This window comes from Nonomuraea terrae (genome assembly GCF_044465245.1).
GTDB classification, from domain to species: Bacteria; Actinomycetota; Actinomycetes; order Streptosporangiales; family Streptosporangiaceae; genus Nonomuraea; species Nonomuraea terrae.
Genome location: NZ_JBITLL010000003.1, coordinates 766,476 through 782,213, shown reverse-complemented (window position 1 = coordinate 782,213; position 15,738 = coordinate 766,476). Strand labels below are relative to the sequence as shown.

The following is a 15,738-nucleotide window of genomic DNA, read 5'->3' as shown; positions in this document are numbered from 1 at the left end:
GTCCGCCTACCAGGTGACGGGCAGCTCGTGCAGGCCGAAGAGCAACCCCTCGTCTTTGTAGGGCAGCTCGTCCACCGGCACGGCGACCCGCAGGGTGGGGATGCGCGCGAACAGGGTGGAGAACACGATCTCCAGCTCCAGCCGGGCGAGGTTCTGCCCGAGGCACTGGTGCACGCCGTAGCCGAAGCCGACGTGGTGCCGGTCGCCGCGGTGGACGTCGAGCCGCCCGGGCTCAGGGAACACTCCGGGGTCCCAGTTGGCCGCGGCCAGCAGGGCGATGACCCCCTCACCGGCGCGGATCGCCGTGCCGCGGAGCTCGGTGTCCTCGGCCGCGATCCGGGCGGTGACGAGGTCGGCGATGCTGAGGTAGCGCAGCAGCTCCTCGATGGTGTCAGGAAGCAGCTCGGGGTCCGACCGGAGCGCGGCGAGCTGGTCGGGATGCTCCAGCAGCGCCACGACGCCGAGCGAGATCATGTTGGCGGTGGTCTCGTGCCCCGCGTTGAGCAGCATCAGGCACATCATCAGCAGATCTTCCCGGCAGAGCTCGCCGGCGGGCTCCAGGTGCTCGGTGACCAGCTTGCTCAGCAGGTCGTCGCCGGGCTCCCGCTGCTTGCGGGTGATCAGCCCGTCCATGTAGGCGCGTAGCTCACCCAACGCGGTCGCGAACTGTTCCGCGGTGGTCGCCCGTGACACCGCGACCTTGCTCCTGCTCTGGAAGAACGCGTGGTCGTCGTAGGGCACACCGAGCAGGTGACAGATCACCAGCGACGGCACGGGGAGCGCGAACGCCTCGACCAGGTCCACCGGCGGGGTCTGCGCGAGCAGGTCGTCGAGCAGCCGGTCCACGGTGGCCTGGATGCCGGGCCGCATCGTCCTGATGCGCTTGAGGGTGAACTCCTGGATGAGCATGCGCCGGTAGAAGGTGTGCTGCGGCGGGTCCATCCGGATGAACGGCGGGCGCCGCAGGATCTGCGCCTGCCCCGGCAGGAGCGTGGGGAAGCCGGGGCGGGTGCCGTCGGCGCTGAACACCGGGCTGCTCAGCACGGTCCTGACGTCGTCGTACCGGGTCACCAGCCAGGCGGTGGCGCCGGTGGGCAGCCGCACCTTGGAGACGGGCTCCTCGGCGCGCAGCGTGTCGTACCGCGGCGGTGGAGCGAACGGGCACTGGCGCTGGGCCGGGAAGCTCCAGCTGTCCGGAGTCGTGGTCTGGGACATCGGCCACTCCTTAATAAGTGGAGGAAAACCCTTCACTTTCTGCTGAGCGGTACGCTAACACAACCGAAGGGGTTCCCTCCATATCCGAGGAGATGGGTACCGGTTGACCGAGAGCACGACCCGGTTGCGGGCGGACGCCCGCCGCAACCGCGAGCAGATCATCACCGCGGCCCGCGAGGTCTTCCTCGAGCAGGGCGTCCACGCGTCGCTGGAGGAGATCGCGCGTCGCGCGGGCGTCGGCATCGCCACCCTCTACCGGCGGTTCCCGGACCGCCACACGCTCGTCCGCCAGGTCGCCCTGGACAACCTGGCACGGGTGAGTGAGGAGCTGGACCGCGCGACCGCCGCGCACTCCGACGCCTGGGGCGCGCTGGCGCGGCTCCTGCGCCGCATGGTGGAGCTTCGGGTCGGCGTCTTCATGCCGATACTGGCCTCAAGCCTCGAGGAGGACATGCGCGGCGAAGGAGGAGAACTCAAGGCGAGTCGCGACCGGATCTTCGAGCGGTTGGAGCGGCTCGTCCACTGCGCGCAGCGGGAGGGCCGGCTCCGTCAGGGGATCGGCCCCATCGATCTCCTGGCCGGCATCATCAAGCTGTCTCGCCCGCTGCCCGTCATCAGCGCCGAACTGAACGAGCTGGTGACGCTCCGGCAGCTGGAGCTGTTCCTCGGCGGCCTCCAGGCCACCGCGCTGGACGCCGCCGAGCCGCTGCGCCGGCCGCCGATGACCCTCGAGGAGCTGGACCGCCACCTCAAGACGGCGGAGTAGCCCGCCTGGGTCAGCTGATGGTGTAGCCGAAGAGGCCGGTGCCGGTCGTGAGGGGCCGGAACTTGTCGAGGGTGAGGCCGGGCTCGCGGCGGCCCGGGGTGAACATGACGACGCCCTGCTCGGGGGAGGCGGCCACCAGGCCGTACAGGGGGCGTCGCCTGGACAGGGGGCGGTGGCGGGCGCGCCAGTCCGGGACGACCGCCACCGAGGCGCCGAAGTCGCGGCCGCGGCCCTTGACCAGCAGGTTGCCCTGCCGCGTCAGGCCGCCGGACGGGCGGCCGGTCAGCACCTGGACGCTGTTCTCGCCGGGGACGCCGACGGCGAGCTCGTCGAGCCCGTCGCCGTTGAGGTCGCCGGCCGCCAGCGACGCCCCGAGCCGGTCGAAGTAGCGGGGCCGCCCGTCCAGGGTGTTCTGCGACCACGCCTCCGCGCCACCGCCGCCGACCCCGCTCCGGGAGCCGTACAGGACGTGCACCATCCCGTCGCCGTAGTCCATGGCCCGCTGGTTCGCGGTGATGCCCTCGCCCGGCACGCCGACGGCCAGGTCGGCCCGGCGGTCGCCGTTGAAGTCGCCGGTGGCCAGGGCGGAGCCGAACCCGTCCCACTTCTCGGCGGCCCCCGCGATCCCCGGCGAGCTCTGCGTGAACTGCCGCGCCCGCTTGCGCCGCACGTCGATCACGGTGACCGAGCCCTGCCCGTCCTTCGCCACGGTGTCGGAGGGCGCGCCGACGGCGAGCTCGTCCCGGCCGTCACCGTCGAAGTCCCCGGTGGCCAGCGCCGCCCCCCACTGGTCGGTGACGCTCGCCGCCTGCCGCACCCACGACGTCTTCTGCGTGATCTCGTACGGCTTGCGGCCCTTCATCCAGTACACGGTCACGGACCCGCCGGCTCCCCGGCCGGGCGCCCCCACGGCCAGCTCGTCCCGGCCGTCGTCGTCGAAGTCGCCCGCCGCCAGCGAGGCGCCGAACCGGTCACTGGACGGCTTCGGCAGCCGCAGTTCCCGCCCGGCGACGAGCCCGTCCGGCGAGCCGTCGTAGATCTGCACGACCCCGTTCCCGTCGGCGCCCGCGGTCCGCTCCCCGGTGAACTCCTCCGACACCCCCACGGCCAGGTCCGCGCACCGGTCGCCGTCGAAGTCGCCCACGGCCAGCGCCGAGCCGAACGAGTCGCCCTTCTCCGCACCCGGCTGCGTGAGCACGGTCTTCTTCCCGGAGCCGTACAGCACGGTCACCGTGCCGGCCCGGGAGCGGTCGTACGGCGCCGCGATCGCGAGGTCGGCCCGGCCGTCGCCGTCGAAGTCGAGCGGCCGCCCAGCGCACGAGGAGGCCGCCGCGGGCGTCGTACCGCAGGCCAGGGGGAGCAGCAGGCAGGCGGTGAGCAGCACTTTCATACCCGCAGTAATGACCAGTCAGGTCGAACCGTGACTGAACGGCACGAGAACACGCCAGGAGGTCCGGATGCACATCACGCTCCGCGCCGGATTGATCACGTACTCCGGAGCTGGGAGGGCCGCGCACGCCGGACTTCCCGGGTGCGGGAGCGTGCCAGGATAGACGGGTGGACATCGACCTCGCTGATCTCGACTTCTGGCGTAAGCCGCTCAAGGAGCGGAACGAGGCGTTCGCCCGGCTGCGTGAGCTGGAGCATCCGGTGTTCTTCCCCGAGAAGAAAGTGCCGTTCCTCCGCTCCGGCAAGGGTTTCTACGCCCTCGTCCGGCATGCCGACGTGGTCGAGGCCAGCCGTAACGCCAAGGTGTTCTCCAGCGAGCCGGCCGTCACCAACCCGGAGCCGCCGGGGTGGGTCAAGCAGGTCTTCGGCGAGTCGATGGTCAACATGGACGATCCGCGCCACGCCCGCCTGCGCCGCATCGTCACCCGCTCGTTCAGCCCGAAGATGCTGGCCAACCTGCAGGGCGACATCGAGGCCGCCTGCGCCCGCATCGTCGACGACGTGATCAAGGACGGGCCGCGCGACTTCGTCGCCCAGGTCGCCGCCCGCCTGCCCATCCACGTCATCTGCGACATGCTCGACATCCCGCAGGAGCTGCGCGAGCAGGTCCACCGGCACGTCGACATCTCCACCGCCTACACCGGCGTCCGGCCGAGCCTGGCCCGCAGCGTCCAGATGGCCGGGCAGAACATGCTGGCCCTGCTCGCCCTGCAGCGCATGGTGATCAAGCTCGGCCACGAGCGCGCCGCCGCCCCCAAGGGCGACCTGGTCTCGCTGTTGGTCACCGCCAACCCCGACGGCGAGAAGCTGACCGACAAGGAGCTCGGGTCGTTCTTCTCGTTGCTGCTGGTGGCGGGCAACGAGACGGCGCGCAACACGATGGCCCACGGCATCAAGCTGCTCACCGACAACCCGGCGCAGCGCGAGCTGCTGATGAGCGACTTCGACGCCCACATCAACAACGCCATCGAGGAGATGGTCCGCCACGTCTCGCCGATCATGCAGTTCCGGCGCACGGTCACGCAGGACCACTCGCTGCGCGGCCTGGAGCTGAAGAAGGGCGACAAGGTCGTGCTCTTCTACGGCTCCGCCAACCGCGACGAGTCGGTCTTCCCTGACGCCGACGCGTTCGACATCACCCGCGACACCAAGCCGCATGTCGGGTTCGGCGGGCCGGGCCCCCACTTCTGCCTGGGCGCCAACCTGGCCAGGCAGGAGATGCGCACGATGTTCCGCGAGCTGCTGACCCGGATGCCCGGCGTCCGCTCCGTCGGCGAGCCCGAGCTGCTGCTGTCGAACTTCGACAACAGCGTGCGCAGCCAGCCCTTCACGTTCTGATCGGCACCTGCACCGACCCCGGACACCGGGCGTCGAGCAGGGCCTTCGACGCTCCCGCGTCGGCCAGGCAGCCACCTCGCGCAGGATCCGCCCGTGGTGCTCTCTTCCGCGGCCGGTCAGCAGCGCAGCAGGTCGGTCCAGGAAGCGGTGGGCATGGTCGTCGTTCAGAGCAGCCGAACGGGGCCGGCGTCGATGGGTGTGCGAAACAGGGCGTAGGGGTAGCGGCGCAGGTCTTGCCCGTTCTGGTAAGCCGCCTGCCGGTGGAGCTGGTTGGAGGTGACGTAAAGATGGCTCTGGGTGACCGACATCGTGTCGGGCCACAGCAGTCTCGGGTCGTGCACGAGAGTCTCGAAGGTTCCGTCCGGGAGGCGGCGCATGATGGCGTTGTGCTCCCAGTTCGTGATGTAGACGCGTCCGGCGTCGTCGGTCTCCAGGCCATCGGCCGAGCCGCCCTTGTCTCCTTCGTCCGTGACTGTGGCCGCCACCTCCTCCTCGCTGACCGAGCGGTCGGCCAGGGCGTCAGCCGACACGCTGTACAGGTGCCGCGACATGAGCGGGCAGTAGAACAGCCGTTCGCCGTCGGCCGAGACGGCGATGCCGTCGGCGCCCATCAGGACCGGCTTGGGCGGGCCGTCCTTCGGGCGTTCCATGAAGACGCGGCCCTCAACCATCGGCAGGTAGCCGGGCGGCCTTTCCGCCTTGGTGCTGGGGTGGTCGTTCAGTCGTCGCCATGCCTGTCCGGTCGCCAGGTCCACCACGACGATGGCGTTGGGACCGTTGCCGGAGGAGTCGGTGATGTAGGCGACGCCCTCGGCCGCCTTGCGCAGGTCGAAGCGGACGTCGTTGAGGTAGGAGGTGCTGAGCGCCACGTCGGGTTCGAAGGCGATCACCCGAACCACGGTGTCGCTCCGCAGGTCCACGCAGACCAGCTTGGGGCCGCCCGGTTCGGTCGGCTTGAACAGTGGACTGCCGGTGTCCAGGATCCACAGACGGTCGGCTGGATCGACCACCACGCTCTGCACCGACACCAGCCGCTTGACCAGGTCGCCGGACCTGGCGTTCCACGCCTGGCCCGGGAACGGCACGGCCTTGCCGTCACGCAGCTCGGCCACGGTGGCGGCGACGTCGTCACCCCACAGCGGGTAGTTGACGAAGATCCGGCCAGTGTGCGACACAGTGACGCCGGTCGGCATCGGGCCTTCCTTGAAGGCGTGCACCAGCTCCAGCAGGCCGAACGGCTGGTCGGTCTGCTCTCCGATGTCCTCATGGTCGTTTGCCGTCATGACACCGTTCCCCCTTGCTCGGGACGAGTCGCACTCCGCCGCGGAGCGTCCGCGGAGTCTTGGGGGCGACACGCGGCACGGAAGGCGACCCACGTCCATCAGGTGAGACGTGGATGACGGCTCCTGCGCCCCTGACGTGAACCGCGATCCAGAGATTCACGCAGGGCCTTCCCCTCCCCAGCAGAGATCACGCGGGTTCGCGGCAGGTCATTGCACCCACCAGGCGACGAAATGGCGATCCACCCCGGCGTCGCCCTAGTCGTCGTCACCGCCAGCCAGCACGTTCGTCCTGATCGTGACGAACGTGATCAGCGCCGCGACCGCCATCATCCCGGCGCTGACCAGCATCGCCGTCCGGTAGCCCGCCCCGAACACCGCGGGGTTCTGGAAGGCGTCGCCCACCAGCCCGACCAGCGGCGGCACGGCGGCCACGGCCAGCAGGCTGCCGGTGCGGGCGACCGCGTTGTTGACGCCGCTGGCCGTGCCCGCGTGCCGCTCGTCGGCCGTGGCCAGCACGGTCGCCGTCAGCGGCGCGACCGCCGCCGACAGCCCCAGCCCGAAGACGGACACCGCGGGGATCACGTGCAGCGCGTACGACGATCCGGCGCCGATCGTGCTCATCAGCAGGAATCCCACGCCCGCCACGAGGATGCCGATCGTCATGAGCAGGCGCGGGCCGACGCGCCGGGCCAGCTCGCCGGCCCGGGCCGACAGCAGCAACATCAGGACCGTCGTCGGCAGCATCGCCATCCCGGCCGCGATGGGGGAGAAGCCGGAGACCACCTGCAGCTGCACGACCAGCAGGAAGAACACCACGCCCATGGCCGCGTACATGATCAGCGTCACCACGTTCACCGCCGTGAAGACCCGGTCGCGGAAGATCTCCACCGGCACCAGCGCGTCCGGCGACCTGCGCACCTGCGTCACCACGAACGCCGCCGCGAGCGCCAGACCGACCAGCAGCGGCACGGGCGCGCCCTGCTGGATGAGCCCGTACGTGATGCCCGCCAGGGCCAGCGCCGCCAGGGCCGCGCCCAGCACGTCGAAACGTCCCGCCGCCTGCTCGTCCCTGCTCTCCGGTACGTGCCGCAGCGTCAGCACCACGATGACCACCGCGAACGGCAGGTTGATCAGGAACGCCCACCGCCACCCGGCCGTCTGCACCAGCCAGCCGCCCAGCAGCGGACCGACCGCGCTGGCCACGCCGCCGAGCCCCGACCACACGCCCACGGCCCTCGGCCGGTCGTGCCGGACGAACGACGCCTGGATGAGGGCGAGCGAGCCCGGCGTGAGCAGTGCCCCGCCGACGCCCTGAAGGGCGCGGGCCGCGACGAGGAACTCGATGTTCGGCGACAGCCCGCACAAGGCCGAGGCGATGGCGAACCAGACGACGCCCACGAGGAAGACGTTGCGCCGGCCGTAGCGGTCGCCGAGGGAGCCGCCCAGCAGGATCAGCCCGGCGAGGGTCAGGGTGTAGGCGTTGATCGTCCACTGCAGGCCGGCCATGTCGGCCTCCAGTTCCCGCCCGAGGAACGGCAGCGCCACGTTCACCACGGTGCTGTCGAGCAGCGCCAGCCCGGAGCCGAGCACGGTCGCCGCCAGGATCCACCGGCCGCGCGCCGACTTCAGCATGACGTGCCCGTCGGCGCGGACCTCTTCCGGGGGATCTGCCATGGAGGCCATCCTGTCATCGCCTCCCGTACCGCCCGCAGGGGGGCGGGTCAGGACTCGAGGCCGGACAGATCCTCGTCGGTGAGGTGCAGGCCGGCCGCCCCCATGTTCTCCTCCAGGTGCTCGACCGAGCCCGTTCCGGGGATCGCCAGGATCGCCGGGGAGACGGCGAGCAGCCAGGCGAGCGCCACCTGCGTCGTCGTCGCCCGGCGCCGTTCCGCGACCCGCTCCAGGCGGGCGTGGTCGATCGGGGTGCGGCCGCCGCCCAGCGGGAAGAACGGCACGAACGCGATCCCGGCCGTGGCGCACTCCTCCACCAGCGAGGCCGACCCGCGATCCTGCACGTGGAAGGCGTTCTGCACGGCCGCCACCGGGGCGATCGCGCGGGCCTCGGCGAGCTGGGCGGCGTCGACGTTGCTCACGCCGAGATGGCGGATCAGCCCCTCGTCGCGGAGCTCGGCGAGGGCGGCGAAGCGCTCGCCGATCGACTCGCCGCCCGGCCCGGCCATCGCCCCGGCCCGCAGGTAGACCAAATCCAGCCGGTCCAGCCCGAGGCTGGTCAGGTTGTCCTCGACGAGGGCGCGCAGCTGGTCCGGCCTCGCCTGCAGGCTCGGGATGCCGCGCTCGTCCAGCACCGGCCCCACCTTCGTGGCGATCACCAGGCCGTCGGGGTAAGGATGCAGCGCCTTGCGGATCAGGTCGTTGGAGGCCACGTCACCGCGCCGGTAGAACCAGGCGGTGTCGATGTGGTCGGCGCCGAGCTCGACGGCCCTGCGCAGCACGGCGATCCCGACCTCGGGGTCGCGGGCGGGCCCGGTGAGCGAGCCGCGGGCCAGGCGCATGGCTCCGAAACCGAGCCGGCGCACGGGCAGATCTCCGCCGATCGGGAACACGTTGTTCGTCATGCCGTCAGCCTCGCCGGTCGGGCGGGCCCGGCCCAAGACGATGGCAGCTTCCTGCCATATACTCCGGCGATGGTCATCACCGTACGCGGAGACATCGAGCTCGTGGCGCGGGCGGGTCACCTGTTCGAGGGCGTCACGCGCGAGTTCGTCTGCGCCGCGCGCGACCTGTCCACGTGGGCGCAGCCGCAGGCCCGTGAGGCGGTCCGGCGGCGGATGGCCTGGGCGCCGGGCAGCGTCGTCGTGCGCAAGCTGCTCAGCCCGGCCGCGCTCGCCGGCGAGGAGGCGCGGCGCCACCTGCGGCAGCTCGCGGCGGGCCGGGTGCAGGTGCGCATCGCCGCGCGCCCCCTCCCGTACGAGACGATCGTCATCGACCGGTCGTACGCCATCACGGCGGGCGACCCCACGGCGGGGGTCAGGGAGTACACCGTGATCGACGAGCCGTCGCTCGTCGGCGGCGTCTGCTCGCTCTTCGACGGGGTCTGGGAGGCGGCCACCGAGCTGGAGGCGTACCTCGGCACGGACCGGCCGCACCTCGACGACGCCGAACGCACCGTGCTGCGCATGCTGAGCCTCGGCCACACCGACGAGGCGGCGGCCCGTCGCCTCGGCGTCTCCCTGCGCACCTACCGGCGGCGGGTGGCCGCCCTGATGGCGGCGCTGGAGGCGGAGACCCGCTTCCAGGCCGGGAAACGCGCCGGCGAACTGGGCCTCACGAGTTGAAGGCGAGAGCCCTCACGAGTGGAAGGCGAGGGCGCGGAGCACGAACTCCGACACCAGCTCCCCGGCCCGCTCCACCGTCACCTCGCCGCTGATCAGCGGCACGCGCTCGGCGCCGATCACCGCGAGGATCATGCGCGCCGTGGCCGGCACGTCGAGCACCCTGAAGTCGCCTGAGTCGATGCCGCTCCGCAGGATGTCCACGAGGATGCGCTGCATGGGCGCGACGTGCTCGGCGAGGCGCTGGTAGGCGTCGGGGCCGAGCGTCGCGCTCAGATCGGCGGCCCCCGGATGGGGATGGGCGACCAGCCCGGCCAGCTGGAGCCGGACGAAGGCCCGCAGCCGGTCGGCGGGCGAGGCCCCCTCCGGCAGCTCCCGCTCGTAACCTTCGATGAAGTACTGGGTCACCCGCTCGGTGAACGCCAGCAGCAGGGCCGCCTTGTCGGGGAAGTAGTTGTACAGGACCGTACGGGTGATGCCTGCCTCGCCGGCCACGTCGGTCATCGAGATGGCGTCGATGCCCTGCACCCGTGACAGCCGCGACACCGCCTGCAGGATGCGGTCACGCGTCTGGGCGCGGTGCTCGCCGATGGTGGCGGCCGAGATGCGGGGCATAGGCCCATCGTAGGCCGGTCGCCGCCGCCGGGAGCCGCCGGCGACGCCGTCGAGAGCCGCACCGGCCCGTGACGGGTCAGGCGGCGGCCTTGACGGTGTGCATCAGCTCGGTCAGCACCTCGGTGTTGAGCTGGTAGGCCAGCTTGACCTCGCCGATCATCCGCCGGCGTTCGCGCTCGTCGAACTCCCGCTCCAGCGTGTCGAGCCGGGAGCGGTACTCGGTCTTGAACCGGGGCAGGCTGCCCAGCTCGTCGAAGAAGTAGAAGTCGACTCCGCCGCCCTTGGCGTAGCCGTAGATCTTCTGCAGTTCCATCCGGATGAACTGGCCGCCGGACAGGTCGCCCAGGTAGCGGGTGTAGTGGTGGGCGATGAAGCCACCCGGCCAGTCGGCGACCTGGTGGATGCGGGCCACGAGGGTGCGGGTCGACTTCGACGGGGCGACGCGCTCGCGCCAGCCGGGGCCGTAGACCGTCGTCAGGTCGCGCTCCAGCGCCCGCTCGCGGAACAGCTCGGGGAAGACGAACCGGCCCGCCACCGGGTGGCCGGCCAGCCGCCGCGAGACGCCGTCGAGCGCGGTGTAGGCGAAGTAGTGCTGGGCGACCATCTGGCCGTATTCGTGCTCGCTCAGGCGGCCGCTCATCAGCTCCGAGAGGTAGCTCTCGGACTCGGCCGACTCGTGGTCCGCCCAGGTGGCGTTCCGCAGGGTCTCGGAGAACGACGTGGTCACGGCCCACCTCAGGTCGAGCTGATGTTTCTGACGCAGTGTCACAAACACCGGCGCGCGGCGTCAAGTTGATGACGACAGGTTGTCATCAAAATGCCGTCCTGCCTCCTGTCTACCCGGGAAAGGCGACGTCAAAGGGCTGCCGCCCCTTTTTCGGCGGATGCCGCGCGTTCGGCGAAGTGGCAGGCGGCGTAGTGGGCGCCGACCGCCTCCAGGACGGGCTCCTCCTCGGCGCAGCGCGGCGCCGCCTTCCAGCAGCGCGTGTGGAAGCGGCACCCCGGGGGAGGCGCCACCGGGCTCGGCGGGTCGCCCGCCAGCATGATCCGCGAGCGTCCCCGCAACCGCGGCTTCGGCACGGGGGCCGCCGACAGCAGCGCCATCGTGTACGGATGCGCCGGCGCCCCGTACACCTGCCCCGCCGGTCCCAGCTCCGCCAGCCGTCCCAGGTACATCACCCCGACCCGGTGCGAGACGTGCCGCACCACGGCCAGGTCGTGCGCGATGAACACCAGCGCCACCCCGAGCGTCCGCTGCAGCTCGGCGAACAGGTTGACCACCTGCGCCTGCACCGACATGTCCAGCGCCGACACCGGCTCGTCGCACACGATCACGTCGGGCTCGGTGGCCAGAGCCCTGGCGATGCCGATGCGCTGGCGCTGCCCGCCGGAGAACTCGTGCGGGAACCGGTTCATCCGGTCGGGCGACAGGCCCACCAGCGTCAGCAGCTCGCCGACCCGCTCCCGCATGGCCCGCGCGTCCGGGGACAGCCGGTGCACGCGCAGCGGCTCGGCCACGATGTCGTGCACGGTCATGCGCGGGTTCAGCGAGGTGAGCGGGTCCTGGAAGACCATCTGGACGCGGCGCCGGATGTCGCGCGGCACCCCGCCCCTGGCGAAGAACGGCCGGCCCCGGAAGGTCACCTCCCCCTGGTCGGGGCGTTCCAGGCCGACGAGCATGCGGGCGAGCGTGGACTTGCCGCACCCGGACTCGCCGACGATGCCGAGCGTCTCGCCGGCGTGCAGCTCCAGGTCGACCCCCGCGACCGCGCGCACGGCGCCGCCCCGGGAGAGCATCCCGCCGCGGTAGCTCTTGTGCAGCCCCGACGCGCGCAGCACGGGCTCCCGCTTCTGGTCGGGATCAGGCGAGGGCGGCATCGAGCATCTCCTCCGAGTGGTGGCAGGCGGCGTACCGGCCGGAGCCGGTCGTCAGGGGGATCAGCGGCGGGCGGGTGGTGCGGCAGACCTCGCTCGCCCGGTCGCAGCGCGGCGCGAACGAGCAGCCCGGCGGCACCTGCGCCGGGCTGGGCGGGGCGCCCGGGATGGCGCGCAGCTCGGAGGCGGGCGCGTCCAGGTCGGGGATCGCCGCGAGCAGGGCGGCCGTGTACGGATGGGCGGGCAGGTCGTACAGCTCGCCGGCCTCGCCGCTCTCCACGATGCGCCCGGCGTACATCACCGCCACCCGGTCGCTGACCTCGGCCGCCACCCCCAGGTCGTGGGTGATGAGCAGGACCGCGGTGCCCAGATCGCGCCGCAGCCGGTCGATGAGCTCCAGGATCTGCGCCTGCACGGTCACGTCGAGCGCGGTCGTCGGCTCGTCGGCGATGATCAGATCGGGTTCCAGGGCGACCGCCATGGCGACCAGGATGCGCTGGCGCATGCCGCCCGAGAACTGGTGCGGGTAGTCGTCGACGCGCTTGGCCGCGGCCGGGATGCCCACCAGGGTCAGCATCTCGATCGAACGCGCCCGCGCCTGCCTGCGGGAGACGCCCAGATGCACCCGGAAGAGCTCGCCGATCTGGTCGCCGATGCTGAGCACCGGGTTCAGGGCCGACAGCGCGTCCTGGAAGACGAGCGTCATCGCGCTGCCGCGCAGGGCGCGCCGCTCCTCCTCCGACATCGCGAGCAGGTCGCGCCCGCCCAGCCGGGCCGCCGCCGAACGCACCCGCGTGCCGGGCCGGTCGAGCAGGCCCATGATCGCCTTCGCGGTGACCGACTTGCCGGATCCGGACTCGCCGAGCAGCGCGAGCGTCTGGCCGCGTTCGATCGTCAGGTCCACCCCGCGTACGGCGGGGATCTCGCGCCCGTGGGCGGTGAACGTGACGTGCAGGTCACGGATCTCCAGGACCGGTGGTTCGCTCACCGCACCCCCTCCTCCAGTGTGACGAAACCGTGCGTCGATCACGTCAGTCTTGCCGGAAAACAACTTGAGTATTGCCTTTAGTGCATGATCCTGGCATGCTTCCGGCAATCGGACAAGAGGGGATGACAAGTGCTGAAAGCCGCGAAGAGCTACAAGGGTTACCGTTCGTACGAGTATCTGGAGGAGGGGGTCGACTACCGTCGATTCGACCTGGCACCCGAGCTCGGGCGCGTCCCGGCGTACCAGGGGCCCGAGCTCTCCACCGAGCAGACCGAGCGGGTGCGCCGCCTGCTCGCCGACAGCCTGGTCGTCTCCCTGCACGACCACCCGTCGATCTTCCCCGACGACATCCGCCAGACCGTCGAGTACAACCGCACGGCCCGCCACCACACCGGCTTCGAGGGCCTGGCCCGCTCCGGCATGACCGTCGTCTTCGACAACCTGATGGACGGCACCTGCTGCATCACCAGCCAGGCCGGCTGGAAGTGGAACGACGTGGTCGCCGACATCGGCATGCGCCTGTCGGACATCGCCCACCAGGACTTCGTCGTCAAGGTCGAGCGCCTGGCCGACGTCCACCGGGCGCACGCCGAGGGCCGCGTCGGCCTGGTGCTCGCCCTGGAGGCGGCCACCATGATCGAGAACGAGGTCGACCGCATCGACATGCTGTACGGCTTCGGCGTACGCCAGATGGGCATCGCCTACAGCGAGGCCAACGCCCTGGGCAGCGGCCTGAAGGAGCGCGGCGACGGCGGCCTGACGCTGTTCGGCGAGCGCGCCGTGCGCCGCATGAACAAGCTCGGCATCGCCATCGACGTCTCCCACTCCGGCGACCAGACCTCGCTCGACACGATCCGCCACTCGACCAAGCCGATCCTCATCACGCACGCCGGCGCCCGCGGGGTCTGGCCGACGAACCGGATGAAGCCCGACGCGGTCATCCAGGCGGCCGCCGAGCGCGGCGGCGTGATCGGCCTGGAGGCGGCCCCGCACACCACCCTGTCGCCCGACCACCCGCGCCACAGCCTGGAGTCGGTGATGGACCACTTCACGTACTGCGTGGACCTGGTCGGCATCGACCACGTGGCCTTCGGCCCCGACACGCTCTTCGGCGACCACGTGGGGCTGCACGACACCTTCGCCGAGCACCTGTCGCTCAACGAGGCCCACGGCGGCGTCTCCTACGAGAAGGTGCCGTACGTGGACGGCCTGGAGAACCCGGCCGAGTGCTTCTGGAACATCATCGCCTGGCTGGTCGGCCACGGCTACTCCGACGACGAGATCACCAAGGTCGTCGGCGGCAACGTCATGCGCGTGCTGGAAGAGGTCTGGATCTGATGCGACGTGGAGTCCTGCTGGCCGCCCTGGCCGCCCTTACCCTGAGCGCCGCCTGCGCCCCGAGCGTGCCCGGATCGTCCGGCTCCTCCGGCGGGCAGCAGTCGGCGCCCTCCGACCGGCTCACCATCGGCACCACCGCCGACGTGCTCAACTACAACCCGCTGGTCGGCAACAGCCGCACGGACTCGTGGGTGACCAACCTCATGTACCCGCACCTGACGCAGATGGACATGACCGGCAAGCGGGTGCCGTACCTGGCCACGGAGTGGTCGTACGCCGAGGACGGCAAGAGCGCCACGGTGAGGCTGCGCGACGACATGAAGTGGTCGGACGGCAAGCCCGTCACCGCCGACGACGTCGTCTTCTCGGTGATGACGGTGAAGAAGGAGAACTTCGGCGTGGTCGCCGGCCTCATCACCGCCTTGGACGAGGCCGTGGCGGTCTCGCCCACGGAGGTGCGCTTCGACCTCACCCGCCCCGACGGCACGTTCCTGGACAACGTCGGCTTCTGGCTGCCGGTCGTGCCGAAGCACGTGTTCGAGAAGGCGCCGAGCGTGCAGAAGTTCGCCAACGACTCCGACTGGGTGAGCGCGGGGCCGTTCAAGCTGACCAAGGTCGAGCGCGGCCAGCGCTACGTCATGGAACGCGTCGACGGCTTCGGCCCCGGCACCCCGGCCGTCAAGGAAGTCGTCTTCCGCGTCTTCCCCGACGTCAACACCGAGGTCCTCGCCCTGCGCAACGGCGAGATCGACGTGATCGGGAACGTGCTGCCGCCCGCCACCGCGGCCGAGCTCAAGAACGACCCCAGCGTCAAGCAGGAGCAGATCCCGTCGCTCGGCTGGGCGCACCTGCAGTACAACGTCAAGCGCAAGCCTCTGGACGACGTACGCGTCCGCCAGGCCCTCGCGCACGCCGTGGACTACGAGGCGATCAGGAACATCGCGCTCAAGGGCTACGCCAAGTCCAGCAACTCCAGCGTCCTCACACCCTCGTTGCCCGAGTGGGCCGACCCGGCCTCGAAGGAGTACACCTTCGACCCGGCGCTGTCCAAGCAGTTGCTGGCGCAGGCCGGGGTGAGCGACCTCAGCCTGAGCATGATCTACGATCAGGCCGACCCGAACATCGCCCGCTGGGCCCCCATGGTCCGCGACTCGGCGAAGCAGGCCGGGATCACGATCAAGCTCCAGGGGCTGGAGCGGAACACGTACGTGGACAAGAGCCTCAAGCACGACTTCGACATCTACGCCGGATCGTGGGCCATCATGGACAACCCGCCCGCGAACCTGGGCCTGGCCTTCAAGACCGGCGGATACATCAACTACGGCCAGGTCAGCGACCCCAAGCTGGACGCGCTGATCGACGAGGCGCAGAAGGCGCTGAGCGTGGAGGAGGCCAAGCCGCCGATCCAGGAGGCCGCCCGGCTCATCCGCGACCAGGTCTACGACAACGTCCTGTACGTCGAGACGTTCAACGTCGCGCACAACACGAAGTGGACCGGGTTCAAGCCGATGCCGAGCGAGCTGCTGTCCATCGTGAACCCGCTCTCCCTGGCAGCGGCGAAGCCGGCGGGCTGATCCC

The 15,738-nt window shown here is 70.9% G+C and carries 14 protein-coding genes; 5 read left to right on the top strand and 9 right to left on the bottom strand.

The window, feature by feature from the left end; all coding sequences use genetic code 11:
- Nucleotides 1–6: 6 nt before the first annotated feature.
- Nucleotides 7–1,215, bottom strand: a complete 1,209-nt coding sequence (locus tag ACIBP6_RS16080; RefSeq protein WP_397052770.1) for a cytochrome P450 — start codon at nucleotides 1,213–1,215, stop codon at nucleotides 7–9.
- A 103-nt stretch (nucleotides 1,216–1,318) separates the two neighbouring features.
- Between ACIBP6_RS16080 and ACIBP6_RS16075 the strand changes: the two genes are divergently transcribed.
- Nucleotides 1,319–1,981, top strand: a complete 663-nt coding sequence (locus ACIBP6_RS16075; protein ID WP_397052768.1) for a TetR/AcrR family transcriptional regulator — start codon at nucleotides 1,319–1,321, stop codon at nucleotides 1,979–1,981.
- Nucleotides 1,982–1,991: 10 nt separating this feature from the next.
- Here ACIBP6_RS16075 and ACIBP6_RS16070 read toward each other — a convergent pair whose 3' ends face one another.
- Entirely contained in the window at nucleotides 1,992–3,371 is a 1,380-nt protein-coding gene (locus ACIBP6_RS16070; RefSeq protein ID WP_397052766.1) for an FG-GAP-like repeat-containing protein, read from the bottom strand.
- Between the two features lie 167 nt (nucleotides 3,372–3,538).
- Between ACIBP6_RS16070 and ACIBP6_RS16065 the strand changes: the two genes are divergently transcribed.
- Nucleotides 3,539–4,768 carry a cytochrome P450 gene (locus tag ACIBP6_RS16065; RefSeq protein WP_397052764.1) on the top strand — a complete coding sequence of 410 codons (1,230 nt, stop codon included), beginning with the start codon at nucleotides 3,539–3,541 and terminating at the stop codon, nucleotides 4,766–4,768.
- A 164-nt stretch (nucleotides 4,769–4,932) separates the two neighbouring features.
- Here the strand turns inward: ACIBP6_RS16065 and ACIBP6_RS16060 are convergent, their stop codons facing one another.
- The 3 genes from ACIBP6_RS16060 to ACIBP6_RS16050 all read right to left on the bottom strand — a co-directional run bounded on the left by ACIBP6_RS16060 (nucleotide 4,933) and on the right by ACIBP6_RS16050 (nucleotide 8,627).
- Complete coding sequence (locus ACIBP6_RS16060) at nucleotides 4,933–6,051, bottom strand: L-dopachrome tautomerase-related protein (protein ID WP_397052762.1); 1,119 nt, start codon at nucleotides 6,049–6,051, stop codon at nucleotides 4,933–4,935.
- A 255-nt stretch (nucleotides 6,052–6,306) separates the two neighbouring features.
- Nucleotides 6,307–7,725, bottom strand: a complete 1,419-nt coding sequence (locus tag ACIBP6_RS16055; protein WP_397052760.1) for an MFS transporter — start codon at nucleotides 7,723–7,725, stop codon at nucleotides 6,307–6,309.
- 47 nt (nucleotides 7,726–7,772) lie between these two features.
- Nucleotides 7,773–8,627, bottom strand: coding sequence for an oxidoreductase (locus ACIBP6_RS16050; protein WP_397052758.1), 855 nt, complete (start codon nucleotides 8,625–8,627; stop codon nucleotides 7,773–7,775).
- 69 nt (nucleotides 8,628–8,696) lie between these two features.
- Here ACIBP6_RS16050 and ACIBP6_RS16045 point away from each other — a divergent pair, with 69 nt between their 5' ends.
- Nucleotides 8,697–9,347, top strand: coding sequence for a DNA-binding response regulator (locus tag ACIBP6_RS16045; RefSeq protein WP_397052756.1), 651 nt, complete (start codon nucleotides 8,697–8,699; stop codon nucleotides 9,345–9,347).
- Nucleotides 9,348–9,359: 12 nt separating this feature from the next.
- Here ACIBP6_RS16045 and ACIBP6_RS16040 read toward each other — a convergent pair whose 3' ends face one another.
- The 4 genes from ACIBP6_RS16040 to ACIBP6_RS16025 all read right to left on the bottom strand — a co-directional run bounded on the left by ACIBP6_RS16040 (nucleotide 9,360) and on the right by ACIBP6_RS16025 (nucleotide 12,822).
- Nucleotides 9,360–9,959, bottom strand: a complete 600-nt coding sequence (locus ACIBP6_RS16040; protein ID WP_397052754.1) for a TetR/AcrR family transcriptional regulator — start codon at nucleotides 9,957–9,959, stop codon at nucleotides 9,360–9,362.
- A gap of 76 nt (nucleotides 9,960–10,035) precedes the next feature.
- Nucleotides 10,036–10,686 carry a heme oxygenase (biliverdin-producing) gene (locus ACIBP6_RS16035; RefSeq protein ID WP_397052752.1) on the bottom strand — a complete coding sequence of 217 codons (651 nt, stop codon included), beginning with the start codon at nucleotides 10,684–10,686 and terminating at the stop codon, nucleotides 10,036–10,038.
- A 128-nt stretch (nucleotides 10,687–10,814) separates the two neighbouring features.
- Nucleotides 10,815–11,837, bottom strand: a complete 1,023-nt coding sequence (locus tag ACIBP6_RS16030) for an ABC transporter ATP-binding protein (RefSeq protein WP_397052751.1) — start codon at nucleotides 11,835–11,837, stop codon at nucleotides 10,815–10,817.
- The gene (locus tag ACIBP6_RS16025; RefSeq protein WP_397052749.1) at nucleotides 11,821–12,822 is read right to left on the bottom strand and encodes an ABC transporter ATP-binding protein; all 1,002 of its coding nucleotides are present in this window, start codon (nucleotides 12,820–12,822) and stop codon (nucleotides 11,821–11,823) included. The genes ACIBP6_RS16030 and ACIBP6_RS16025 overlap by 17 nt, the downstream gene beginning before the upstream one ends.
- Nucleotides 12,823–12,951: 129 nt before the next feature.
- Between ACIBP6_RS16025 and ACIBP6_RS16020 the strand changes: the two genes are divergently transcribed.
- Nucleotides 12,952–14,160, top strand: a complete 1,209-nt coding sequence (locus ACIBP6_RS16020) for a dipeptidase (RefSeq protein WP_397052747.1) — start codon at nucleotides 12,952–12,954, stop codon at nucleotides 14,158–14,160.
- Entirely contained in the window at nucleotides 14,160–15,734 is a 1,575-nt protein-coding gene (locus tag ACIBP6_RS16015; RefSeq protein ID WP_397052745.1) for an ABC transporter substrate-binding protein, read from the top strand. Before ACIBP6_RS16020 ends, ACIBP6_RS16015 begins: the two co-directional genes overlap by 1 nt.
- Nucleotides 15,735–15,738 lie beyond the last annotated feature (4 nt).